The following is a 22,536-nucleotide window of genomic DNA, read 5'->3' as shown; positions in this document are numbered from 1 at the left end:
GAGATGAACGACGTGTCCAAGGGCCCGCTGGAAGACCGCCACCGCGAACTCGGAGCGAACTTCGCCGAGTTCGGCGGCTGGCTGATGCCCGTTTCGTACGCGGGAACGGTCAGCGAGCACAACTCGACGCGTACCTCCGTCGGGCTGTTCGACGTCAGCCATCTTGGAAAGGCATCGGTGCGCGGTCCGGGCGCCGCCGATTACATCAACTCCGCATTCACCAACGACCTGCGCCGGATCGGCCCCGGCAAGGCGCAATACACGTTGTGCTGCAACGACTCCGGCGGGGTGATCGACGATCTGATCGCCTACTACGTCTCCGACGAGGAGATCTTCCTGGTGCCCAACGCCGCGAACACCGCCGCGGTCGTCGAAGCGCTGCGCGAGCGGGCGCCTGCAGGCCTCACCATCGCCGACGAACACCGGTCGTACGCGGTGCTTGCGGTTCAGGGACCGAAATCGGCCGAGACCGTCGGCGCGCTGGGGTTGCCCACCGACATGGACTACATGGGCTACGCCGACGCGGAGTTCGCCGGCGTACCCCTGCGGGTCTGCCGCACCGGCTACACCGGCGAACACGGTTACGAGCTGCTGCCGCCGTGGGACAGCGCGGGCGTGGTCTTCGACGCACTGCTCGAGGCCGTCACCGCCGCCGGTGGCGAGCTCGCGGGGCTGGGGGCGCGCGACACCCTGCGCACCGAGATGGGTTATCCGCTGCACGGCCACGAACTGTCGCCGGACTTCTCGCCGCTGCAGGCCCGCTGCGGGTGGGCCATCGGCTGGCGCAAGGAGGCGTTCTGGGGGCGCGACGCGCTGCTTGCCGAGAAGGAAGCCGGCCCGCCCCGGCTGCTGCGCGGTGTGAAGGCCGTCGGGCGGGGAGTGTTGCGTGCCGATCTCACCGTGCTCGACGGTGATCGGCCCGTCGGAGTGACGACATCGGGAACCTTCTCTCCCACATTGAAAGTCGGCATCGGGCTGGCGTTGCTCGACACCGCGGCCGATATCGCCGACGGAGCCCGCGTCGCGGTCGACGTCCGCGGCCGCGCGGTCGAGTGCGAGGTGGTCAAGCCCCCGTTCGTCGCGGCAAAAACCCGGTAGCGCCCGGATATACAATCGGCGCATGACTGACGGCCCCCTCGAGTTCACGGTTGAGCGCAATGCGAACCGGGCGAGCGACGAGGTACGGGCGTCGATCCTGGCCGATCCAGGATTCGGCCGCTACCACACCGATCACATGGTCTCGATCGACTGGAAAAAGGACGGGACCGAGGGGGAAGGCTGGCACAACGCACGCGTGATCCCCTACGGCCCGATCGAACTCGACCCGTCGGCGATCGTGCTGCACTACGCGCAGGAGATCTTCGAGGGGCTCAAGGCCTACCGCTGGGCGGACGGCTCGGTCGTGTCGTTCCGGCCCGAGGCCAACGCGCGCAGGCTGCGGACGTCGGCGCGTCGGCTCGCCATTCCCGAACTGCCCGACGACGTCTTCATCGAGTCGCTGCGCCAGCTCATCGCGGTCGACGAGCAATGGGTCCCACCCGCCGGTGGTGAAGAGTCGCTGTATCTGCGGCCCTTCGTATTCGCCACCGAGCCAGGACTCGGTGTGCGGCCGGCGACCGAATACCGCTACATGGTCATCGCCTCGCCCGCCGGCGCCTACTTCACGGGCGGCATCAAACCGGTCTCCGTGTGGCTGTCCACCGAATACGTGCGGGCCTGCCCGGGCGGTACCGGCGCCGCCAAGTTCGGCGGCAACTACGCGGCTTCGCTGCTGGCCCAAGCCCAGGCCGCGGACAACGACTGCGACCAGGTGGTGTGGTTGGATGCCGCCGAACGCCGCTATGTCGAGGAGATGGGCGGGATGAACCTGTTCTTCGTCTTCGGCAGCGGCGGGTCGGCACGGCTGGTCACCCCCGAGCTGAGCGGTTCGATCCTGCCCGGTGTCACGCGGGATTCGTTGCTGCAGTTGGCATCCGACGCTGGCTTTGCGGTCGAGGAACGCAAGATCGACGTCGACGAGTGGCAGAAGAAGGCGGCCGCGGGCGAGATCACCGAGGTGTTCGCGTGCGGGACCGCCGCGGTCATCACCCCCGTCGGCACCGTCAAGCACGCCGAGGGCGAGTTCACCATCGCCGACGGCGGGCCGGGGGAGATCACGATGGCGCTGCGTGACACGTTGACCGGGATCCAACGCGGCACCTTCGCCGATACGCACGGCTGGATGGCCCGGCTCGGCTGAGCCGGGCCACTCCGGCGGCTTCAGCGGATCGCCAGCCCCAACGCCGTGATCACGGTCGTCACCTCGATCGCGGCGCCGAGCACGTCGCCGGTGATGCCGCCGAAGCGCCGCACGCAGTGCGCCACGAGCACCGCGCCGCACGCGAGCCCGACGACTACGGCCAGTGGCCCCTGCCAGAGCCGGGGACCCGCGAGCGCGGCCAACCCGGCGACGGCGCCCGTCCACGCGACGACCACCAACGCCGATTGCGTGCCCGCGACGCGAGCGCCCAGCGCACTTCCCGCCGCGGCGGGCACGCCTCGACGGCACGCCAGCACCGCCGCCACCCGCCCCGCCATGACAGCCACCACCAGCCCGACGGCCGTCAGGCCGCCGAACGTGAACGCCTGCGACAGGATCACCAAGACCACCGCGGCAACGCCGAACGGGCCCGCCGAGCCGTCCCGCATCACCTCGAGGGCGCGCTGCGGCGGGCCGTAACAGCCCAAACCGTCGGCGGTGTCGGCGAGCCCGTCGATGTGCAGGGCACGCGTCGCGGCCACGACGACGGCCACCGCCAGCACACCGGCCAGGGCTCCAGGTCCGAACGCCCACGACGCCGCCCACACCGTGGCCGCCGCCAGCCCGCCGACTGCCGCGCCGGCCACCGGCAACGCCGTCAACGCACCGCGACCGATCGCGACCGAACTCCGTACCGGTACGACGGTGCCGAACGCGAAAGCCCCTGCAAGCGAACGGATCACCGGTTAGTTCTCCTGGGTAACCTGGGTGACGCCGGCTTCGTCGAACGTCGCCATCGACGTCAGCGTGGCCACCGCCGCGCGCACGACGGGCAGTGCCACCGCGGCCCCGGTGCCCTCGCCGAGACGCATGCGCATGTCGACGATCGGCTCGAGTCCCAGCCGGTTCAGCGCCACCTCGTGGGCGGGTTCAGTGGACAGATGCCCGGCCTGCCACCACTGGCGGGCGCCGGGTGCCAGGCGTTCGGCCAGCAGTGCGGCCGCCGTCACCACCAGGCCGTCGAGCAGCACCGGCGTCCGCCGCACGGCCGCTTGCGCACAGAATCCGGCGATCGCGGCGAGATCGGCGCCGGCGCAGATACGCAGCAGCGCAACGGGATCGGTAAGGCTGTTGCGGCAGCGGTACAGCGCGTCACGGACGGCGGCGGCCTTGCGTGCCCAGCCCGCGTCGTCGACCCCGGTGCCTCGCCCGACCAGCACGACCGGCTCGGTGTCGGTGAGCGCCGCGATCAAAGTCGTTGCCGGGGTTGTGTTTCCGATGCCCATATCGCCCGCGATAAGCAGGTCGGCACCCGAATCGACCTCGTCGTCGACGACGCGGCGGCCGGCCTCGAGCGCGGCGGTGACCTCGTCGGCGCTCAACGCGTCCTCGACCGTGATGTCGCCGCTGCCTCGGCGTACCTTGTGCGCACCGATCGACGGCGAGTGCGGTTCTTCGGTGTCGACCGCGATGTCGACGACCCGCACGGTCGCGCCTGCGGCCTCGGCCAGCACGTTGATCGCCGCGCCGCCGGCGTCGAAGGTGGCGACCATCTGCGCGGTGACGCCCGACGGGTAGGCCGAAACTCCCGCCGAGGCGACGCCGTGGTCCCCGGCGAACACCACAACGCGGGGGCGCTCAAGCGGCCGCGGCGGGCATACCCCCTGACATGACGCGATCCAGACCGCGAGGTCTTCGAGGCGGCCCAGGGAGCCTGCAGGTTTGGCCAGATGGCCTTGGCGCGCACGGGCGGCGGCGGCGACCTCGGCGTCGGGTGGCTGGACCGCCGGAAAGTCCGTCACACCGGGTCCTTCACGGCCAGTGGCTGCCCGGCGATGACGAGCACGACCCGATCGCAGACCGTCGCGAGCCGTTGGTTGAGCGATCCCAGCTCGTCGGCGAAACGGCGACCGGCCGCCGTCGCCGGCACGACGGTCAGCCCCACCTCGGGGCTCACCACCGCCAGCGGAGCGGGGAAGCCGTCGACCGCGTCGAGCAGGTCGTCGACGTCCGCGGCGATCGAGCCGCCGGTCCATGCACCCGAGCGGTCCATCGCCGCTGCCAGCCATGTACCGATGTCATCGACCAGTGTCGCGGAGGGGTGCGCGCGTAATTGCGTTGCGACGTCGGTGGTTTCGACGGTGGACCACCGAGCCTGACGGCGCGATCGGTGGGCCGCCAACCGGGCCGCCCACTCGGGATCGTCGGTGGACGAAGGTCCGGTGGCCAGGTAGCACATCGGTTGCGCGTCGGTCGCCTCGCCGGCGAGCGCGGCTTCAGCCCATTGCGACTTACCCGATCGGATGCCGCCGAGCACCAGGGTGCGCACCGGGCTCAGGTGACCTTGTCGCCGCGGTTCACCTGCGGGCGCGGTGCGCGCATGCGACGCAACTGCGAGGCGCGGCTGGCCGCGTAGAAACCGAGCTTCCAGCCGCCTTCGGTGTTGTTCGGGAACTTCTCGTCGACCAGCCGGTTGACCCGACGGCCGAGGATGAAGCCGTCGATCACCATGATCAGCACCAGCACGAGCATCGCGGGGGAGAGCAGGCGCTGCACCTCGACCGAGGGCACCGCGAGCATCACGAAGATCAGGCCAAGGGCCGACGGCATGAACAGCCCGAGCACATTGCGCCGAGCGTCCACCTCGTCGCGGACATAGCGGCGCACCGGTCCCTTGTCCCGGGGGAGCAGGTAGGCCTCTTCGCCGGCCATCATCTTCTCGCGGCGCTCGGTCATCTGCTCGCGGCGCGCCGCCTTCTCCTCGCGGCGCTCCTCACGGCTCATCGTGTTGCGCATCTCTTTGCGGCGGCGACGCGCTTCGGCGGCCGTCATCGGGGCGGGTGCCACCGGACCGCGCTTGCGGGCCGCCTGATCGCGCTTGGGGGTCGGCCTGCCTTTCGGTGGGGTGGTGCCTGCAGGCCGGGCGGTTTCCTGCGCTTCGGCGCCGGTGTTCTCCGACACATCGGCGCTCGACGCGTCGGCGGTCGGCTTGTCGTCTTTCTTGCGGCCCAGCAGCTTCACGCCTGCCAGGTTACTTCCGTCGCGAGGAGCGGTACTGCCAGGGGAGGAGGCCTGGGGACAAACTCGGGAATAGCGTCGAGACGAGGTACCGTTGATTTGTACGCGCCACGACAATGAGGCCTACAGGAGACGTAATGACAGTTCAGGAAGAGTCGGCAGGAACCCCAGGGACGGCGACCGCCGCCCACGGCGTGACCCTGACCGACGCCGCTGCCGCGAAGGCCAAGGCGTTGCTGGACCAGGAGGGCCGCGACGACCTCGCCCTGCGCATCGCCGTGCAGCCGGGTGGGTGTGCCGGACTGCGCTACAACCTGTTCTTCGACGACCGGTCGCTCGACGGTGACCTGTCCGTGGAGTTCGGCGGCGTGAACCTGACGGTGGACCGGATGAGCGCACCGTATGTGCAGGGCGCGATCATCGACTTCGTCGACACGATCGAGAAGCAGGGATTCACGATCGACAACCCCAACGCCACCGGCTCGTGCGCCTGCGGCGACTCGTTCAACTGATTTCCGACCCAGTCGGTCAGTACTGACCTGACGTGCGTGGCAGGTAAGAACACACCAGGATTTCGTTGTCTTGGGCCAACAGCTGAGCGACGGCCTGCTGTTCGCGGGTGTCGTTCTGCCCTCGGCGCGATCCGCCCGCCGGCGTCACCCGCATGGTGAACAGCACCTGCGCCTGATGGGGCGAGGGCTGGACGATCTTGTCGATCGATATCACCTCGGCCTGCCTGTACTGCTTGCGGAACGCGTCACCCGACAGGCGCGCCAGCGCCAGATCCGAGCGCTTCTCCTTCACCGCATCGAACAGCCCACACAGGGTGTGGCGGGCGACGGTCTCGTCGTCGCCATTGGTCAGCGCATCCAGGTAGTCCTGGATGGCCGCCGTTGCCGAGGATTCGCTCAGCGCGTTCGAACTGGCCGGGTCCTCGTCCCCGCCCGCCATGGCGATGACCGCCACGACCGCTGCGACCAACGCGACCACGACCACCGCTGCCAGGACGATCGGCCAGCGCTTCTTCTTCCGGTACGGCACCGGCGGCGGCAGCATGCCCGGATACGCCGACGGCACATTTTCCGGATACGGAAGTGATTGCGGATACATTTGCGGGCCGGTCGGTCCAGCGCCGTATTCGGGCGGGTACGGGCCGGTCATAGATTTGCTCCCCCGAGATGTGGGTCGGAATGCGCCTGTCTACAGTTGCTGGCGGACTTTTGTACGCAGGTTAGCGCACTAGAATACCTAGGCGACTTAATAAATGAAGGGTGCAGTTCGTGACAATTGCGGTGACCGGATCGATTGCAACCGACCATCTGATGCGGTTCCCCGGGAAGTTCTCCGAACAGCTGCTCCCCGAACACCTGCAGAAAGTCTCGCTCAGCTTCCTGGTCGACGACCTCGTCGTGCACCGCGGCGGCGTGGCGGGCAACATGGCCTTCGCGATCGGTGTGCTCGGCGGTGACGTCGCACTCGTGGGCGCCGTCGGGCGCGACTTCGACGACTACCGCAGCTGGCTGGAGGCCGTCGGCGTCGACACCGAGTGCGTGCTGGTCTCCGAGACCGCCTACACCGCCCGGTTCGTCTGCACCACCGACGACGCCATGGCGCAGATCGCGTCGTTCTATCCGGGTGCGATGTCGGAGGCGCGCAACATCTCGCTGGCCGATCTGACGAAGCGGATCGGGCAGCCCGAGCTGGTGATCATCGGCGCCAACGACCCCGACGCGATGTTTCTGCACACCGAGGAGTGCCGCAAACTCGGCCTGCCCTTCGCCGCCGACCCCTCCCAGCAGCTGGCGCGGCTCTCCGGTGAGGAGATCCGCAGGCTGATCGACGGCGCCACGTACCTGTTCACCAACGACTACGAGTGGGACCTGCTGCTGCAGAAGTCAGGCTGGAGCGAGGCGCAGGTGATGAGCCAGATCGGGATTCGCGTCACCACCCTCGGCCCCAAGGGCGTGGACCTGGTCAGTTCGGACGGCACTTTCATCCACGTCGGGGTGGTGCCCGAGAAGCACCAGGCCGATCCGACCGGTATCGGAGATGCGTTCCGTGCCGGCTTCCTGACCGGTCGCAGTGCCGGGCTGAACCTGGAGCGTTCGGCGCAGCTCGCCTCGCTGGTGGCCGTGCTCGTGTTCGAGGCGCCCGGGCCGCAGGAATGGAGCTGGGACCGCGACGAGGCGATCCAGCGGCTCGGCGGCGCCTACGGCGACGAAGCGGCCAAAGAGATCGCCTCGGCTCTCAAATAGGGAGGCGCTCTAGTAGCTAGAGCTGCACCGGGTAGGTCGGCTCGCCGATCTGCGGGGTGATGCTGTGCTCGACGAAGATCGCGTGCCACAGCATGAAGATCAGCACGGTCCACAGCCGGCGGCTGTGATCGCTTGTGCCGTCACGGTGCTCGTCGAGCATGGTGCGAACGGTCGCGAGGTCGACCAGATCGCCGGCCTGTGACGAGCTGACCATCGAGTACGCCCAGTCCTGCAGCTCGCCGGCCCGCAGCCAGTGCCGGATCGGGACGGGGAAGCCCAGCTTGGGCCGGTTGAGCACGTGCTCGGGAACGATCGGCTCCAACGCCCGCCGTAATGCGAACTTCGTTGTCGCCCTGGTGATCTTCTGGTCATACGGCAGACGGGAAGCGACCGCGAATACCTCGGGGTCGAGGAAGGGCACTCGCAGTTCGAGCGAGTTCGCCATGGTCATCTTGTCCGCCTTGACGAGGATGTCGCCGCGCAACCAGGTGAACAGGTCGACGTGCTGCATGCGCGCGACCGGGTCCCAGCCCTGCGACGCGGCGTACACCGGTGCGGTCACGTCGGTGTGCGTCCACTCCTGGCGGAAGCCGGGAAGCACCGCGCGCAGTTGCTCGTCGGAGAAGCTGCGCGCATTGCCGTAGTAGCGCTCCTCGAGCGTGAGCGAACCGCGGTGCAGCAGGCTCTTGCCCCGCATCCCCTCGGGCAGCGGTCGCGACGCCCGCCCCAGCGACCGTCGCAGCGGCCGCGGCAGGTATTCGAAGGGCTTCAGCGACAATGGTTCCCGGTAGATGGTGTAGCCGCCGAACAACTCATCGGCGCCCTCGCCGGAGAGCACCACCTTGACGTGTTTGCGGGCTTCGCGGGCGATGAAGAACAACGGAACCAGCGCCGGGTCGGCCACGGGTTCGTCGAGATACCAGACGATTTCGGGCAGCGCGTCGACGAACTCGGACTGGCTGACGACCTTGGCCACATGTCTGGCGCCGATCGCCTCTGCCGAGGCGACCGCGACGTCGACCTCGGAGAAGCCTTCCCGCTCGAACCCGGTGGTGAACGTGATCAACCGCGGGTTGTGCCGCATGGCCAGCGCGGCGATCGCCGTCGAGTCGATGCCGCCGGACAGGAACGCGCCCACGGTCACGTCGGCGCGCATGTGCTTGGCCACCGAATCCTCGAGCACCGCGGTGATCTCGTCGTAGCGCTCCTGCTCGCGGCCCTGTATGAACGGCACAGCGGTGAACCGCGGGTGGAAGTAGCGGGTCACCTCGAGTTCGCCGCCCGGCCGCACGCGCCCGTAGCTACCCGACTCCAGCCGCCGGATCCCGACCTGCAGCGTCTCGGGTTCGGGCACGTACTGCAGCACCGTGTAGTGCTGAACGGCGCGCTGATCGATGTCGAGGTCGAGGCCCAATTCGTCGGCGAGCTCGAGCAGGCACTTCTTCTCGCTGCCCACCGCCGTGCCGCCGGGGCCGGTGGCTAGATAGAGCGGCTTGATGCCGAACGGGTCGCGGGCGCAGAACAGCTCACCGCCGACGGTGTCCCACAACGCGAAGGCGAACATGCCGCGCAGTCGGGTCAGCGCGTCGGTGCCCCAGTGGTGGTAGGCCGCGATGATTGTCTCGCCGTCACCGTCGGTGTTGAACGTCACGCCGTGCCGGGCCGACAGTTCCTCGCGTAGCTCGAGGTAGTTGTAGATCTCGCCGTTGAACACGAGCACATAGCGGTCGGGCGTGTCCGGCGGTCCCCACCGCAGGGGTTGGTGGCTGTGGGCGATGTCGATGATCGACAACCGGTTGAACCCGAGCACGACCCGGTCGTCGGACCAGGTCCCGGGCTCGTCGGGGCCGCGATGACGCATCAGGTGGGATGCACCGGACACCGCGTCGATCAGCGCGGGGGAGACGTCAGCGGACGGGTCACACACGAGGGCCAGCAGTCCGCACACGGCGCCAGTATGCCTAATCGTGAGGTGTGTTGAGACCTGCACCCGGGCGTGGTCTACGCTGCGTAGTATTCGCTCCAGAAATTGACCGCACCGCGGTCGCGCGTCACTGACTTCTAGGAGGCTCCAACGTGACACCTCGCGGGCTGAAGGCGGTGGCGCGAACCGCGTCGCTGTCAATCGTCCTGGGTGCTACGGCGTTGCTGCTCAGCGGTTGCAGCTGGTCGGAGGTGCTGGGCCTGGGATGGCCGAAGGGCATCACGCCCGAAGCGCACGTCAACCGCGAACTGTGGATCGGCTCGGTGATCGCCTCGCTGGTCGTCGGCGCGATCGTGTGGGGCCTCATCTTCTGGTCCTCGGCGTTCCACCGGGCCAAGAAGACCGACACCGAGCTGCCCCGCCAGTTCGGCTACAACATGCCGCTGGAACTGGTGCTGACCGTCATACCGTTCCTGATCATCTCGGTGCTGTTCTACTTCACCGTGGTGGTGCAGGAGAGGATGCTGCACGAGGAGTCGAACCCCGAAGTCGTCGTCGATGTCACCGCCTTCCAGTGGAACTGGAAGTTCGGTTACAAGTCGGTGAACTTCTCCGACGGCACCTTCACCTACGACGGCGCCGACCCCGAGCGCGCGGCCGCCGTGGCGTCCGGCCCCGAGGGCCTGGAGGGTGAGCACGGCGGCGAATTCGGTTCACACGACCCCGCATTCGGCGTGATCGCCGGCAAGCACCCGCAGGACCGCTCGTATCTGGCGTTCGACAAGGTCGAGACGCTCGGCACGTCCTCGGAGATCCCGGTGCTGGTGGTGCCGTCCGGCAAGCGCATCGAGTTCCAGATCGCCTCCGCCGACGTCATCCACGGATTCTGGGTGCCGGAGTTCCTGTTCAAGCGCGACGTGATGCCTAACCCGCGGGCCAACAACTCCGACAACACCTTCCAGATCAGCGAGATCACCCAGACCGGGGCGTTCGTCGGGCGGTGCACCGAGATGTGCGGCACCTACCACGCGATGATGAACTTCGAACTGCGCGTGGTGGAGCCGAACGACTTCAAGGCCTATCTGCAGCAGCGCATCGACGGCAGGACCAACGCCCAGGCGCTGCAGGCGATCAACCAGCCGCCGACCGCCGTCACCACGAAGCCGTTCGACACCCGTCGCGGTGAACTGGCGCCCCAGCTAACGCAGGCCAGCAAGTAGGGACACCACATGCATATCGAAGCCCGGCTGTTCGAGTTCTTGACCGCGTTCTTCGTTCTCGCCGCCGTCGTCTACGCGGTGCTGACGGCGATGTTCCAGTACGGCGGCATCGAATGGGCCGGTACCACCGCGCTGGTGTTGACCGCCGGACTGACCCTGATCACCGGCACGTTCTTCCGGTTCGTGGCCCGGCGCCTGGACACCCGGCCCGAGGACTACGAGGACGCCGAGATCAGCGACGGTGCCGGTGAGCTCGGCTTCTTCAGCCCGCACAGCTGGTGGCCGGTGATGATCGCGCTATCGGCCTCGATCGCTGCGGTCGGTGTGGCGCTCTGGCTGCCGTGGCTCATCGTGGCCGGTGCGTGCTTCGTGATCACGACGGTCGCGGGCCTGACCTTCGAGTACTACACCGGCCCCGAGAAGCACTGACCGTCGAATCGGCTGCCCTGCCGTTCGGTGCGGGCGGCCAGGGTCACAGCCAAGGTCACAATCGGGCCACCACTTGCGGCGGGAACCGTGGCGGGTGATCACGCCCGGTTACGGCGTTGGGTAATGTTGCCGAGGCACGGTCAGTCGCCGCCGCTGAGCCGGGAGTCTGTGGCGTGCCGCGCCGGTTGAGTAGTCGAGAAGGATAGGCGTAAATGAGCGGGCCGAATCCCCCGGATGACGAAGGGTCGGATTTTCAGAGTCGGGAGCCGAGTCAGGATCCGAACCAGACCGGCGGTGACCAGCCTCCGCCCGACAGCAGCGACACCGACTTCTACTCGCGGGCCTATTCGGCGCCGGAGTCCGAGCAGTTCACGGCGGGCCCGTATGTACCGGCCGACTCGTCGCTGTACGACTACGACAACTACGAGCCGCCCGAACCGGTCGACCAACCCGCACCGCCACGGTGGCCGTGGGTCGTCGGCGTGGCGGCCATCATCGCGGCCATCGCGCTGGTGGTCTCCGTTTCGGTGTTGGTGACCCGCACCGACACCGACAACCTCGCGACGCCCGAGACCTCGACGACGACCGTGGCGCCCCCGGTGCAGGACGAGATCACGACCACCACGCCGCCGCCACCACCTCCGCCGCCTCCACCGAGCGAAGAGCCACCACCGCCACCGCCCGAAACGGTGACGGTGACCCAGGAGCCGCCTCCGCCGCCCGCGGCGGCCGAACCGCCTCCGCCACCCCCGCCTCCGGAGACCACGTCGCCGCCGGCGCCACCACCGCCCACGACAACCCGTTCGGGCCCGCGACAGGTCACCTATTCGGTGACGGGAACCAAAGCACCGGGAGACATCATCACCGTGACCTACATCGACGCGTCGGGCCGAAGCCGGACCCAGCGCAACGTCTACATCCCGTGGTCGTTGACCGTGACGCCGATCTCGCAGTCCGAGGTCGGTTCGGTGCAGGCGTCGAGCCTGTTCCTGGTCAGCCGGTTGAACTGCTCGATAACAACGAGCGACGGCACCGTGCTGTCGTCGAACACCAACAACGCCGCACAGACCAGCTGCTGATGACGTACGAAACGGACGCGTCGGGGCGCTCGCGGTTGACCCCGGCACTGGATCTCCGCGAACTCGACCGCACCGATCGCATCCTGCTCGGCTCGTGCGCGGCGATCTGGCTGGTGGCGCTCGGCACCGGGGTCGCCGCGACGGTCGCGCTGGTCGACCTCGGGCGAGGGCCGGCCGAGTCGTCCGGGGATGCCGGCACGCCGTGGCTGCTCTACACCGTCATCGGGATCTCCGCGGTGGTGATCATCGGCGCGGTTCCGCTGCTGTTGCGCGCCCGCCGGGACGCGCTGGCCGAATCGCCGCAGCCCCAAGCCGCCGGACCCGCGCCGGCCGCCTCGGCGGCTCCCGGCCGGGGGCGGCCGATGGACCCGACACCGCCCACTGAGAAGTTGCCGTACGCGGCGCCGCGCCAGGAGCGCATCCTCGAGGCGCCTGCGCCGGCGTCGACGCCCGCATCCGCGGCCGTTGACCTGCTGGGGCTGCGCTGCGCCGTGGCGATCGCCTGCGCGATCGGAGTCGCCATGGTGGCCATCGGTGTGGCCACCTATCTGATGGCGGTCGACAGCAATGTCGCGGCCTGGGTTTTTTATGGGTTGACCGCTCTGGTCACGCTCGCCATGCCCGTCGTGCCGTGGTTCTACCTCAAAGAACTACGCGCCCTGCTCGATCAGCAGGGCGCGTAAGTCCTTCACAGCGGGTGCTTTTCGAGCGTGCCGACTGCCTCAGTGGTGGCCGTTGGACGAGTCTCCGTCGCGAGAGCCATGCCCGTTCGACGAGCCGTTGCGCTCCTGGTGCTCGGCCAGCGCGGTGAGCGCCTTGCGCTCGCCGGCGTGCAGAGCCGCGGTCAGCGCCTCGTGCTCTTCGATCGGGTCGGCCGTGAGGAAGCTGCCGGTACCCGGCGCGCCCGCGGAGCCCAGCTTGTTCATCCGCTTCGGGATGGCAGCGCCCTGGTACTCCAACGGAATCGGATGACCGTGCTCGTCCACCGGACCCAACGGCTGGTGCAGCTCGATGTAGGCACCGTGCGGCAGCCGCTTGATGATGCCGGTCTCGATGCCGTGTTCGAGCACCTCCCGGTCGCTGCGCTGGAGGCCCACGGCCCACCGGTAGGCGATGTAGTAGACGATCGCGGGCAGCACCACCATGCCGATGCGGCCGATCCACGTCGTCGCGTTCAGCGAGATGTGGAACTTCAGCGCGATGATGTCGTTCATCGCGCACAGCGTGAACAGCATGTACAGCGCGATCGCCGCCGACCCCAACGCGGTTCGCACCGGGGCGTCACGCGGACGCTGCAGCAGGTTGTGGTGAGCGGTGTCGCCGGTGAGCCTCTTCTCGATGTACGGGTAGGCGATCAGCAGCGTGAACACCAGGCCCATGAACAGGGCCACCCAGGTGGACGCCGGAACCGTGTAGTTGCCGAAGTAGAGCTCCCACGGCGGGAAGATACGCGCCACGCCCTCGGTCCACATCATGTAGAAGTCCGGCTGGCTACCCGCCGACACCTGAGATGGCTTGTACGGCCCGAGATTCCAGACCGGGTTGATGGTCAGAAGGCCGCCCATCAGACCGAGGATTCCGACGGTCATCGCGAAGAAGGCGCCGGACTTCACCGCGAACACCGGCATGACGCGCACGCCGACGACGTTGGTCTCGGTGCGGCCGGGGCCGGGGAACTGGGTGTGCTTCTGGAACCACACCAGCGCGAGGTGAAGCCCGATGAGCGCCAACATGATTCCCGGGATCAGCAGGATGTGCAGTGCGTACATCCTGGGAATCCAGAATCCGTCGGTCGCACACTCGTAACCGACGCCGCCGCAGGGGAAGTCGCCGCCGAACAGCGCCCAATGCAACCAGGTGCCGATCACCGGCATGCCAAGCGAGATCGACGAGAGCGCGGCCCGCAGCCCGATGCCGGACAGCAGGTCGTCGGGCAGCGAGTAACCGAAGTAGCCCTCGAACATCGCCAGGATCAGCAGCAGCGCGCCGATCACCCAGTTCGCCTCACGCGGCCGCCGGAAGGCGCCGGTGAAGAAGATGCGAGCCAGGTGCACCATGATCGCCGCGGCGAACAGCAGTGCGGCCCAGTGGTGGATCTGGCGGACGAACAATCCGCCGCGGACCTCGAAGCTGATGTCGAGCGTCGACTCGTAGGCCTTCGACATCTGCACACCGCGCAGCGGCTGGTACACGCCGTCGTAGGTGACCTCGGCCATCGACGGGTCGAAGAACAGCGTCAGGTACACGCCGGTGATCAGCAGCACGATGAAGCTGTACAGCGCGATCTCGCCCAGCAGGAAGGACCAGTGGGTCGGGAACACCTTGTTCAGCTGGCGTCGCACCGCCGCGGAGGGGTGATAGCGGGAATCGATCGCATTCCCTTGGCCCGCCGCGACTTCGGCGAGGTTCGGCGGCTTCGGCAGTGATGGACTCATGCTGTTTTCCGTTCCCAGAAGGCCGGCCCGACGGGTTCGATGAAGTCGCCGTTGGCGACGAGGTACCCGTCCTGGTCGATGGTGATGGGCAGCTGCGCCAACGCGCGCGCAGCCGGGCCGAATATGGGTTTAGCGAAGTGCAGCGCGTCGAACTGCGACTGGTGGCACGGGCAGAGGATGCGATACGACTGCTGCTCGTACAGCGACGAGGGGCAGCCCAGGTGAGAGCAGACCTTCGTATAGGCGAACAGGTCGCCGAAGTTGAAGCTCTCCTGCCCCTTGCGCTTGACCACCCGGGGCAGGTCTTGCGCCTTGATTCTGATCAACATGACGGGATTGCGCACACCCATCGCGATCTCGGCGAGATGGTGGTGCGACTCGACAGTGGTTCCGTCGCCGTCGGATTCGCGCCACGGGAACACCGTCTCCATACCGCCGGCGTCGATGTCCTCGGGGCGCATCTTGACGAAGGTGCCGCTGCCGGTGGAGCGGGCCAAAAAGATGGTCTCGCCCTCGTACCGCGGTGTCCACCCGGACGTCCACAGCACCGCCTTCTTGCCTTCGGCGGTCTGGACGACGGGTTTCCACGGGTTCTTGATCAAACCGCCCGCGAACGCCACCAGCGTGCCGAGGCCGAACGCGCCGAGGCCGATGCCCAGCGAGAGGCCGACCAGCTTGCGCCGCTTGATCGTCGAACCCTCCAGCGCGTCGGTCAGGTTCGCCACGACCGTCTTGCGGTGGATCTCGGGGGAGGCGCCGTCATGGCGTTCCTGGATCGAGATCTCCTCGGGGATGAACTTCTTCTGGTACAGCACCGCACCGATGCCGATCGCCAAGATCGACAGCCCGAAGGTCAACCCGTACAGCGGCGTGGTCAGGCTGAACAGGAACTCGCCCTCGGAGCCGTAGGGCACGTACTCCCACGGCCAGAACAGGAACACCAACAGCAGGGCCAGGCCCGAAAACCCGCCCAGCAGAAGCCAGTACGAGACGACGCGGCCGGCGCGCTTCTCGGCCTTGGTGTCGGGGACCGGCCAGCGGCTTTCCTTGTAGACGATTTCGACGCCGTCGAGTTTGCCGCCGAGTTCGACCAGTTCCTCGCGGGACATCGCGGCCAGTTCGGCGTCGGTGGGCTGCCCCGGTACACCGGCCTGGCCGGGCGCGTCGGTGCCCTTCGGTGTGTTTTCTGTGCCGTTGCCCGGTTCGCTCATGCTCGCGCTCCGATCCACAGGGCCGCGGCGATGACGGCCACCATGCCGATGATCCAGGCCGCCATGCCCTCGGGCGCGGGGCCGAACCCGCCCAGGCCGTAGCCGCCGTAGCTCGGTGCCTCCGCCGACTCGCGGACGTAGGCGACGATGTCGCGCTTCTCATCCGGCGACAGCTGCCGGTCCGAGAACTTCGGCATGTTCTGCGGGCCGGTGAGCATCGCGGTGTAGATCTGCGCGGGCGTGGCGTCACCGAGGTCGGGCGCGTACTTGCCCGACGACAGGGCGCCGCCCTTGCCGGTGAAGTTGTGACACGAGGCGCAGTTCAGCCGGAACAGGTCGCCGCCGCGGGCGACGTTGTCGCCCAGCAGCGACTCCTGTGCGACGCGTCCGTTGTCGTCGCGCGGGACGACCGGGCCGCCGCCGTTGGCCTGCACGTAGGCGCCGAGCGCGTCGGTCTGCGCCTCGTCGAATACCGGGTCCTTCTTCGGGGCCTGGGCCTCGCCGCGCATCGCGGGCATGCGGCCGGTCGAGACCTGGAAGTAGACCGCCGCCTCGCCCACGCCGATGAGGCTGGGCCCGCGGTCGGGCACACCCTGGAGGTTGACGCCGTGGCAGGTCACGCACGAGGTGTCGAACAGCTGCTTACCCGTGCGCAACAGCGCCGACTGCGATTCGTCGGCGACCGCGACTTGCGGCGCGGGCGTCAGGGTCGCGGCGAGACCGCCGGCGACGCCCAGTCCGAGCAGCAGCAGCACAGCACCTGACAGGCGCCGGCGTAGCCGACGGCGCGACTTGTCGGTCATCGAACTCCTTCTCATCGGATTCATCGGCGAGCCGATCAACGGACGAAGTAAATGACGGCGAACAATGCGATCCAGACGATGTCGACGAAGTGCCAGTAGTACGACACCACGATCGCCGCGGTGGCCTGAGCCGGAGTGAACTTACTCATCCGGGTTCGGGCCAGCAGGATGAGGAAGGCGACAAGGCCGCCGATCACGTGCAATCCGTGGAATCCCGTGGCCAGGTAGAACACTGAGCCGTAGGCGCTGCTGGAGATGGTGGTGCCGTGCTTGACCAGTTCCATGTACTCGTAGCCCTGGCCGAGGACGAAGAACAACCCCATCGCGAAGGTGAGGGTGTACCAGCGGCGCAAGCCGAACACGTCGCCGCGTTCGGCGGCGAATACGCCCATCTGGCAGGTGAACGACGAGGCGATCAGAACCAGCGTGACCGGGACGGCCTGCATGAGGTTCAACTCGGTCGGCGGCGGCGGCCATTCGCCCGCCGCTTGCGAACGCGCGGTGAAGTACATCGCGAACAGGCCAGCAAAGAACATCAGCTCGCTGGACAGCCAGACGATGGTGCCGACACTGACCATGTTCGGCCGGTTCAGCGAATGTACTCGCGACGTGATTGCGGTTCCGGAGGTACCTACAGCGCTCGTCACAGGAGCAAGTATGACGCTTTGTAGTTGTCGATCACCACCCGGGTCCGCAGTTTCGTCAATAATCGCGTGGTGGCTTCTCCCAAAAACCCCGATTCCTTCACCTGGCCCCGGATCCTTGGCCGCCTCACCACCGGTCAGTCGCTGGAGAACGGCCAGGCGGCGTGGGCGATGGACCAGATCATGACCGGCGCGGCCACCCCTGCTCAGATCGCCGGTTTCGGGGTGTCCATGCGGATGAAACGCCCGACGTCGGCCGAGGTGACGGAGCTGGCCGACATCATGCTCAAACACGCGCGCCGTGTCCCGACCGACGTGATCGGCACCGCGACCGTCGACGTCGTGGGGACCGGCGGGGACGGCGCCAACACCCAGAACCTGTCCACGATGGCGGCCATCATTGTCGCGGCCGCGGGCGTGCCGGTGATCAAGCACGGGAACCGTGCCGCGTCGTCGCTGTCCGGCGGTGCCGACACGCTCGAGGCGCTCGGGGTGCGTATCGATCTGGGTCCCGACGAAGTCGCGCGCAGCGTCGCCGAGATCGGTATCGGGTTCGCGTTCGCGCCCCACTTCCACCCGTCGTACCGGCACGCAGGCGTGGTGCGCCGCGAGCTCGGGGTGCCCACGGTGTTCAACCTGCTCGGCCCGCTGACCAACCCGGCAGCGCCGCGGGCCGGGCTGGTCGGTTGCGCATGGGGCGACCTGGCCGAGGTGATGGCGGGCGTGTTCGCTGCCCGCGGGTCCAGCGTGCTGGTGGTCCACGGCGACGACGGTCTCGACGAGCTCACCACCACCACGACCAGCACGATCTGGCGCGTACAGGCGGGCACGGTCGAACAACTGAAGTTCGACCCCGCCGCGTTCGGCTTCAAGCGCGCCGAGATCTCCGAACTGGTCGGTGGCGACGCCGAGGCCAACGCGGCCTCGGTGCGCGCGGTGCTCGGCGGTGCGCCGGGGGCGGTGCGCGACGCCGTGATCCTCAACGCCGCGGGCGCGCTGGTGGCGCACGCGGGCCTAGCCAGCGACGCCAAATGGTTGCCGGCCTGGGAGAGCGGGCTGGCCAAGGCGGCCGAGGCCATCGACTCCGGGGCGGCCGAACAGCTCCTCGCGCGTTGGGTGCGGTTCACTCAAAAGGCCTGAGCGGGTTGTCCTTTCGACCTGTTCGGCGGCGAGCCGCGCCGAGCGCGCCGACGCGGCCCACGCCGCCCACCGGCCCGCTGCATGCGTCGGCGAGCAGTAGCCCTCGTCGGCGCGCACGATGCGCACCCCGGGCTGGTGTAGCCACCGCGCGATCAGTGCCGTCTCCTCGACCAGCGCGCCGCCCAACGGTGCCGTCGACGGCAGAACGGCTTGTGCGCCAGCGCAAATCGCGTCGACAACGGGCATCGGGGGAACCCCGCGCGGCGCGTTTCCCGCCGCGGCCAGTTGGCCGTTGCGGATCACCGCGAGGTGCCATCCACCGCTGCCGTCCGGGCGTGCCGCCACCAACTCGGTGACGGCGACCAGCGCCCGCAGTCGCTGGCCTCGCCACAGTCCATCGATCGCGGCGGCGGCGTGATCGCGTAGTCGCGCCGCGGTCTCGTAGCGGCCGCGGTCGGCGAGGTCGGCGACGTGGGCCAGCACCGCGGCCAGCGCCCGGCCGTCGCGGCCGGCCATCAGGTCGGCCGCCTGCGCGACCGTCTCCGCGTACTCGTCGGCGCCCACGTCGCGGGGCGCCGGGCACGGCGACAACTCCCGGTCGGGGCAGGCCGGGCCGTGCACCGCGGCGCGCCCCAGCTTCTTGGTGCACGTCCGCACCCCGGTGAACCGAGCCAGCAGGGCTGCGGTGTCGACGGCGTCCGCACGCGCGCGGAACGGGCCGATCACCGCGTCGTGCTTGGGGGTGCGCACGATCGAGAAGCGGGGAAAGGCCTCGTCGGTCAACGTGATCCACCACCATCGGTGCGGGAACTTCGACCGGCGGTTGTAGGGCGGGGCGTGCGCGGCCAGCAGGCGCAGCTCGCGCACGCCTGCCTCGAGATCGTGCGCGCATTCGACGTGGTCGACCGCGGTGGCCAGCGACGCCATCTCCTTGATGCGGGTGCGTGAGTCGGAGCCGTTGAAGTACTGCCCGACGCGTCGCCGCAGGTTGACGGCCGTGCCGACGTAGAGCACCTGGGCGCCGGGGCCGCGGAACAGGTAGACGCCGGGCAGGCGGGGCAGCGCGGCGGCGAGGTGGCGATTGCGCCGCTGCGCCGGGGGGACGTCGGGCAGGTACGAACGCAACTCCGTGTACGTGTGCACGCCCTGGTTGCCCACGCGCTCGATCAGCCCGTGCAGCACGTCGACCGTGGCGCGCGCGTCGTCGAGTGCTCGGTGCGTCGGGGTGGTGCTCGCGCCGAACAAGCGGGCCAGCGCGGAGAGGCGCACGCTGGGCGCCTCGTCGCGGGTGAGGACCCGACGGGCCAGTTTGACCGTGCACAGCACCGGCGGCCGCGGCCAGGCGATCTGAGCGCGTTCGGCGGCGGCCCGCAGGAACCCGATGTCGAATCCGGCGTTGTGGGCGACCAGCACGGCCCCGCGCGAGAACTCCAGGAATGCCGGCAGCACCGACTCGATCCGCGGCGCGTTGCACACCATCGCGGTGGTGATCCCGGTCAGCGCAACGATCTGCGGCGGGATGCTGCGGCCCGGGTCCACCAGCGTCGCCAGTTCGCCGAGCACGACGCCGCCGCGCACCTTTACCGCCCCGATCTCGGTGATCTGGTCGTGGTTGTCGCCGCTGGCGCGGCCTCCGGTGGTCTCGAGGTCGACGACGACGAACGTGGTGTCGCGCAGTGAGACGTCAGCCTGCCGATCGACATCGGCGAAGCTGAGCTGGCTCACGGGTCGACCGTAGAAAATCCCACCGACAGCTTCGGGTTGCCACGCGGACCCGCAGAATCTGTCGGTACCTCCCGATAGCGTGCGGACCGCACCGACCGAGAGGAGCCATTCGTGGGCACGGTGAAGATCGACTGCGACGACTGCGCGGTCCGCGGACCGGGCTGTCAGGACTGCGTCGTGAGTGTTCTGCTGGGCGTACCCGACACCTTGCTGGACGACGAGCGTCGAGCGTTGGAGGTGCTCGCCGACGTGGGTCTGGCACCGCGGCTGCGACTGGTACCCATCCGGCGGGAGGGCAGTTCAGGTGTCGCCTGATGACACGCGGCGCGACGGGCGACGGAACGAAATATGAGCTGCCTGTTAAATTTGCGTCTTCTGTTGGACAACGCCGATGCCGTTTCGTAACCTGTCTGAGACCTAAGGGCTATTCGACACGGCTTCGTTCCGGAAGTTGAAGGACGCAAAATCTTGAGGCTCGACCGCACGCGTTTGACCATTCGTGGGTTCCTTCGCCCCTTCGTCAGCGCGATAGTCGGTATCACTTTTTTCGCAAGTCTCTTCGCGGTCAGTGTGCAGGCCGATCCGGCCGACGACGCGCTGGCGAAGCTCAACGAACTGTCGCGTCAGGCCGAGCAGACCACCGAGGCGATGCACTCGGCGCAGCTCGATCTCGACAACAAGCTGGCCATCCAGCGGGATGCGGAGGCCAAGCACGCCGCCGATGCGGCAGCGGCGAACGCGGCCCGCGAACAGCTGGCAAAGTTTCAGGTCGCCGTCGACAAGGTTGCCGCGGCCCAATATATGGGCGGCAGAACCGATGGACTGGACGCGATCCTGACCGCCGGTTCGCCGCAGGGCCTCATCGATCAGCTGTCCGTACAACGCGTGATGGCCGCCCAGATGTCGGCGCAGATGAAGAGCTACCGCGAAATGGGCAGGCAGGCGGCCCTGGCCGAAGAAGCCTCCGCGAAGTCGGCCGCCGAGGCGAAGACCGCGGCCGAACAGGCCGCCGCCGTCCGGGCCGATCTGCAGTCCAAGCAGAGCACGCTGCAGGTGCAGATCGCGGTCGTGAAGTCGCAGTACGAGGCGCTGACCCCGAACCAGCGTGAGGCGCTCGCCGCCCTCCCGCCCATGCCTCCGGTGCCTGCGCCGGCGCCGGTGCCACCCGGCGATGATCCCGCGGTCCTGGCCGCACCGCCCGCGCCCGGGGCCATTCCGCCCGGAGACGTCGCGGCCCCGGGGGCCGGACACTCCGCGACCGTGATCCAGGCCGCGCTGAGCCGTATCGGCTCGCCGTACTCCTGGGGCGGATCCGGACCGAACGCGTTCGACTGCTCGGGGCTGGTGATGTGGGCGTTCCAACAGGCCGGCATCTCGCTGCCCCACTCCAGCCAGGCGCTGGCCCGCGGCGGTCAGCCGGTGTCGCAGGACCAGATGCAGCCGGGGGACGTCGTCAACTACTACTCCGACGCGTCGCACTCGGCGATCTACATCGGTGACGGAATGATGGTCCACGCCTCGACCTACGGCACGCCGGTGCGGGTCGCCCCGGTGGACAATGCGCCGATCTACAACGTCCGCCGTTACTGACCGCCGGGGTGTCGCGCACGCGAGGAGTAGGTCTCGGCTCGCGGCGCTGCTCATCGCCGAACTGATCTTCGCGCTGCTGATCGTCGGCCGCTCCGAGGTCCCGTCCGGTCCGGTGGTGGCCACGCCCCCCGCTGCTCCGGTGTCGCTGACCACGCCGACCGCGGCATCGCGCGTCCACACGCTCGCCGACGGCCGTGCGGTCCGGTTGATGAATCTCGGCGGGCCGCGGACCGAGCGGTTGCTGTCCCGGATCGCGGCTGAGTCGGACGGGGCCGCGGCGGCGGTCACCGCGTTCTGGGGACCGGAGTGGCCGCGCGAGATCGTCATCGCCGTCGCAGGCACCGGCGCGCAGTTCGCGGCGATCGGCGGCGGTGACTCCCACACCGCGGCCACCACTACGCCCGAGCGGATCATGTTCGCCCCCGGCGCTGCCGATCTGAGCGACGCCGCGTTGCGAATCGTGTTGCGCCACGAGCTGTTTCATTACGCTGCCCGCACTCGAACCGCGTCGGACGCTCCGCGCTGGCTCACCGAGGGGGTGGCCGACTTCGTGGCCCGGCCCGCCACACCGGTGCCGGACGCTTCGCTTCTCACGCTGCCCGGTGACGCCGAACTGTCGGGGCCAGAGCGTTCGCTGGCCTACGACCGGGCGTGGTGGTTCAGCAGGTTCGTCGCCGACCGGTTCGGCGAAGCCACGCTGCTCGCGCTGTACCAGCGGGCCTGCGGAGCCGGCCACCCCGACGTCGCGACGGCGGTGCGCGACATCCTCGGAACGGACCTCGATACGGTGCTGGCCGAGTGGCGGCAGTGGGCGAGTCGATGAC

Annotated in this window: 22 protein-coding genes and 1 pseudogene; 12 read left to right on the top strand and 11 right to left on the bottom strand. The window is 68.5% G+C overall.

What is annotated here, in order from left to right:
* The first annotated feature begins 3 nt into the window (after positions 1-3).
* Both gcvT and AU192_RS02140 read left to right on the top strand, forming a co-directional pair.
* The gene (gene gcvT, locus AU192_RS02145) at positions 4-1,098 is read left to right on the top strand and encodes a glycine cleavage system aminomethyltransferase GcvT (protein ID WP_064394195.1); all 1,095 of its coding nucleotides are present in this window, start codon (positions 4-6) and stop codon (positions 1,096-1,098) included.
* A 22-nt stretch (positions 1,099-1,120) separates the two neighbouring features.
* Complete coding sequence (locus AU192_RS02140; RefSeq protein ID WP_064394031.1) at positions 1,121-2,239, top strand: branched-chain amino acid aminotransferase; 1,119 nt, start codon at positions 1,121-1,123, stop codon at positions 2,237-2,239.
* A 20-nt stretch (positions 2,240-2,259) separates the two neighbouring features.
* Here AU192_RS02140 and AU192_RS02135 read toward each other — a convergent pair whose 3' ends face one another.
* Genes AU192_RS02135 through AU192_RS02120 form a run of 4 tightly spaced genes read right to left on the bottom strand, consistent with a single transcriptional unit; the run spans position 2,260 to position 5,200 of the window.
* Positions 2,260-2,982 carry an adenosylcobinamide-GDP ribazoletransferase gene (locus tag AU192_RS02135; protein WP_064394030.1) on the bottom strand — a complete coding sequence of 241 codons (723 nt, stop codon included), beginning with the start codon at positions 2,980-2,982 and terminating at the stop codon, positions 2,260-2,262.
* Between the two features lie 3 nt (positions 2,983-2,985).
* Positions 2,986-4,041 carry a nicotinate-nucleotide--dimethylbenzimidazole phosphoribosyltransferase gene (gene cobT, locus AU192_RS02130; protein WP_064394029.1) on the bottom strand — a complete coding sequence of 352 codons (1,056 nt, stop codon included), beginning with the start codon at positions 4,039-4,041 and terminating at the stop codon, positions 2,986-2,988.
* A complete protein-coding gene (locus tag AU192_RS02125) occupies positions 4,038-4,568 on the bottom strand; it encodes a bifunctional adenosylcobinamide kinase/adenosylcobinamide-phosphate guanylyltransferase (protein WP_064394028.1) in 531 nt (176 codons plus the stop codon). The genes cobT and AU192_RS02125 overlap by 4 nt, the downstream gene beginning before the upstream one ends.
* 5 nt (positions 4,569-4,573) lie before the next feature.
* Positions 4,574-5,200, bottom strand: coding sequence for a DUF3043 domain-containing protein (locus AU192_RS02120; RefSeq protein ID WP_423202662.1), 627 nt, complete (start codon positions 5,198-5,200; stop codon positions 4,574-4,576).
* A 194-nt stretch (positions 5,201-5,394) separates the two neighbouring features.
* Here AU192_RS02120 and AU192_RS02115 point away from each other — a divergent pair, with 194 nt between their 5' ends.
* A complete protein-coding gene (locus tag AU192_RS02115) occupies positions 5,395-5,769 on the top strand; it encodes a HesB/IscA family protein (protein WP_064394026.1) in 375 nt (124 codons plus the stop codon).
* Positions 5,770-5,785: 16 nt separating this feature from the next.
* On the opposite strand, the gene AU192_RS02110 is transcribed toward AU192_RS02115, so the two are convergent.
* On the bottom strand, positions 5,786-6,418 hold the full coding sequence (locus tag AU192_RS02110; protein WP_064394025.1) for an Rv0361 family membrane protein: 633 nt from the start codon (positions 6,416-6,418) through the stop codon (positions 5,786-5,788).
* Positions 6,419-6,537: 119 nt separating this feature from the next.
* Between AU192_RS02110 and AU192_RS02105 the strand changes: the two genes are divergently transcribed.
* On the top strand, positions 6,538-7,512 hold the full coding sequence (locus tag AU192_RS02105) for a carbohydrate kinase family protein (protein WP_064394194.1): 975 nt from the start codon (positions 6,538-6,540) through the stop codon (positions 7,510-7,512).
* A gap of 16 nt (positions 7,513-7,528) precedes the next feature.
* Here AU192_RS02105 and asnB read toward each other — a convergent pair whose 3' ends face one another.
* A complete protein-coding gene (gene asnB / locus AU192_RS02100; RefSeq protein WP_064394024.1) occupies positions 7,529-9,460 on the bottom strand; it encodes an asparagine synthase (glutamine-hydrolyzing) in 1,932 nt (643 codons plus the stop codon).
* Between the two features lie 128 nt (positions 9,461-9,588).
* On the opposite strand from asnB, the gene ctaC reads away from it, so the two are divergent.
* The 4 genes from ctaC to AU192_RS02080 all read left to right on the top strand — a co-directional run bounded on the left by ctaC (position 9,589) and on the right by AU192_RS02080 (position 12,847).
* A complete protein-coding gene (ctaC, locus tag AU192_RS02095; RefSeq protein ID WP_064394023.1) occupies positions 9,589-10,656 on the top strand; it encodes an aa3-type cytochrome oxidase subunit II in 1,068 nt (355 codons plus the stop codon).
* Positions 10,657-10,665: 9 nt separating this feature from the next.
* Positions 10,666-11,085 (top strand): cytochrome c oxidase subunit 4, encoded by a 420-nt coding sequence (locus tag AU192_RS02090; RefSeq protein WP_064394022.1) that lies wholly within the window; start codon positions 10,666-10,668, stop codon positions 11,083-11,085.
* Positions 11,086-11,297: 212 nt separating this feature from the next.
* A complete protein-coding gene (locus AU192_RS02085) occupies positions 11,298-12,164 on the top strand; it encodes an MmpS family transport accessory protein (protein ID WP_064394021.1) in 867 nt (288 codons plus the stop codon).
* Entirely contained in the window at positions 12,164-12,847 is a 684-nt protein-coding gene (locus AU192_RS02080) for a DUF2561 family protein (RefSeq protein ID WP_064394020.1), read from the top strand. The genes AU192_RS02085 and AU192_RS02080 overlap by 1 nt, the downstream gene beginning before the upstream one ends.
* 39 nt (positions 12,848-12,886) lie before the next feature.
* On the opposite strand, the gene qcrB is transcribed toward AU192_RS02080, so the two are convergent.
* The 4 genes from qcrB to ctaE are packed head-to-tail and all read right to left on the bottom strand — an operon-like array spanning position 12,887 to position 17,260.
* Complete coding sequence (gene qcrB / locus AU192_RS02075) at positions 12,887-14,599, bottom strand: cytochrome bc1 complex cytochrome b subunit (protein WP_064394019.1); 1,713 nt, start codon at positions 14,597-14,599, stop codon at positions 12,887-12,889.
* Complete coding sequence (qcrA, locus tag AU192_RS02070; RefSeq protein WP_064394018.1) at positions 14,596-15,810, bottom strand: cytochrome bc1 complex Rieske iron-sulfur subunit; 1,215 nt, start codon at positions 15,808-15,810, stop codon at positions 14,596-14,598. The genes qcrB and qcrA overlap by 4 nt, the downstream gene beginning before the upstream one ends.
* On the bottom strand, positions 15,807-16,637 hold the full coding sequence (gene qcrC, locus AU192_RS02065) for a cytochrome bc1 complex diheme cytochrome c subunit (RefSeq protein ID WP_197505924.1): 831 nt from the start codon (positions 16,635-16,637) through the stop codon (positions 15,807-15,809). Before qcrC ends, qcrA begins: the two co-directional genes overlap by 4 nt.
* A gap of 11 nt (positions 16,638-16,648) precedes the next feature.
* Positions 16,649-17,260, bottom strand: coding sequence for an aa3-type cytochrome oxidase subunit III (gene ctaE, locus AU192_RS02060; RefSeq protein WP_066808554.1), 612 nt, complete (start codon positions 17,258-17,260; stop codon positions 16,649-16,651).
* Positions 17,261-17,329: 69 nt separating this feature from the next.
* On the opposite strand from ctaE, the gene trpD reads away from it, so the two are divergent.
* A complete protein-coding gene (gene trpD / locus AU192_RS24930) occupies positions 17,330-18,397 on the top strand; it encodes an anthranilate phosphoribosyltransferase (protein WP_231984501.1) in 1,068 nt (355 codons plus the stop codon).
* Here trpD and AU192_RS02045 read toward each other — a convergent pair.
* Positions 18,335-20,122 (bottom strand): annotated as a pseudogene (locus AU192_RS02045) (DEDD exonuclease domain-containing protein); the annotation flags it as partial. The gene trpD and the pseudogene AU192_RS02045 sit on opposite strands and share 63 nt — an antisense overlap.
* A 111-nt stretch (positions 20,123-20,233) precedes the next feature.
* Here AU192_RS02045 and AU192_RS02040 point away from each other — a divergent pair.
* The 3 genes from AU192_RS02040 to AU192_RS02030 all read left to right on the top strand — a co-directional run bounded on the left by AU192_RS02040 (position 20,234) and on the right by AU192_RS02030 (position 22,535).
* Positions 20,234-20,437: a hypothetical protein gene (locus AU192_RS02040; RefSeq protein WP_064349930.1), complete on the top strand. Its 204-nt coding sequence runs from the start codon at positions 20,234-20,236 to the stop codon at positions 20,435-20,437.
* Between the two features lie 153 nt (positions 20,438-20,590).
* Complete coding sequence (gene ripC / locus AU192_RS02035) at positions 20,591-21,712, top strand: peptidoglycan hydrolase RipC (protein WP_082693832.1); 1,122 nt, start codon at positions 20,591-20,593, stop codon at positions 21,710-21,712.
* A complete protein-coding gene (locus tag AU192_RS02030; RefSeq protein ID WP_064394014.1) occupies positions 21,681-22,535 on the top strand; it encodes a hypothetical protein in 855 nt (284 codons plus the stop codon). Before ripC ends, AU192_RS02030 begins: the two co-directional genes overlap by 32 nt.
* Position 22,536: the final 1 nt, after the last annotated feature.

It is taken from the genome of Mycobacterium lehmannii (genome assembly GCF_001499925.1).
In the GTDB taxonomy this organism is placed as follows: domain Bacteria; phylum Actinomycetota; class Actinomycetes; order Mycobacteriales; family Mycobacteriaceae; genus Mycobacterium; species Mycobacterium lehmannii.
The sequence above is the reverse complement of the archived record's forward strand: the minus strand, read 5'-3'. Positions and strand labels throughout refer to the sequence as shown.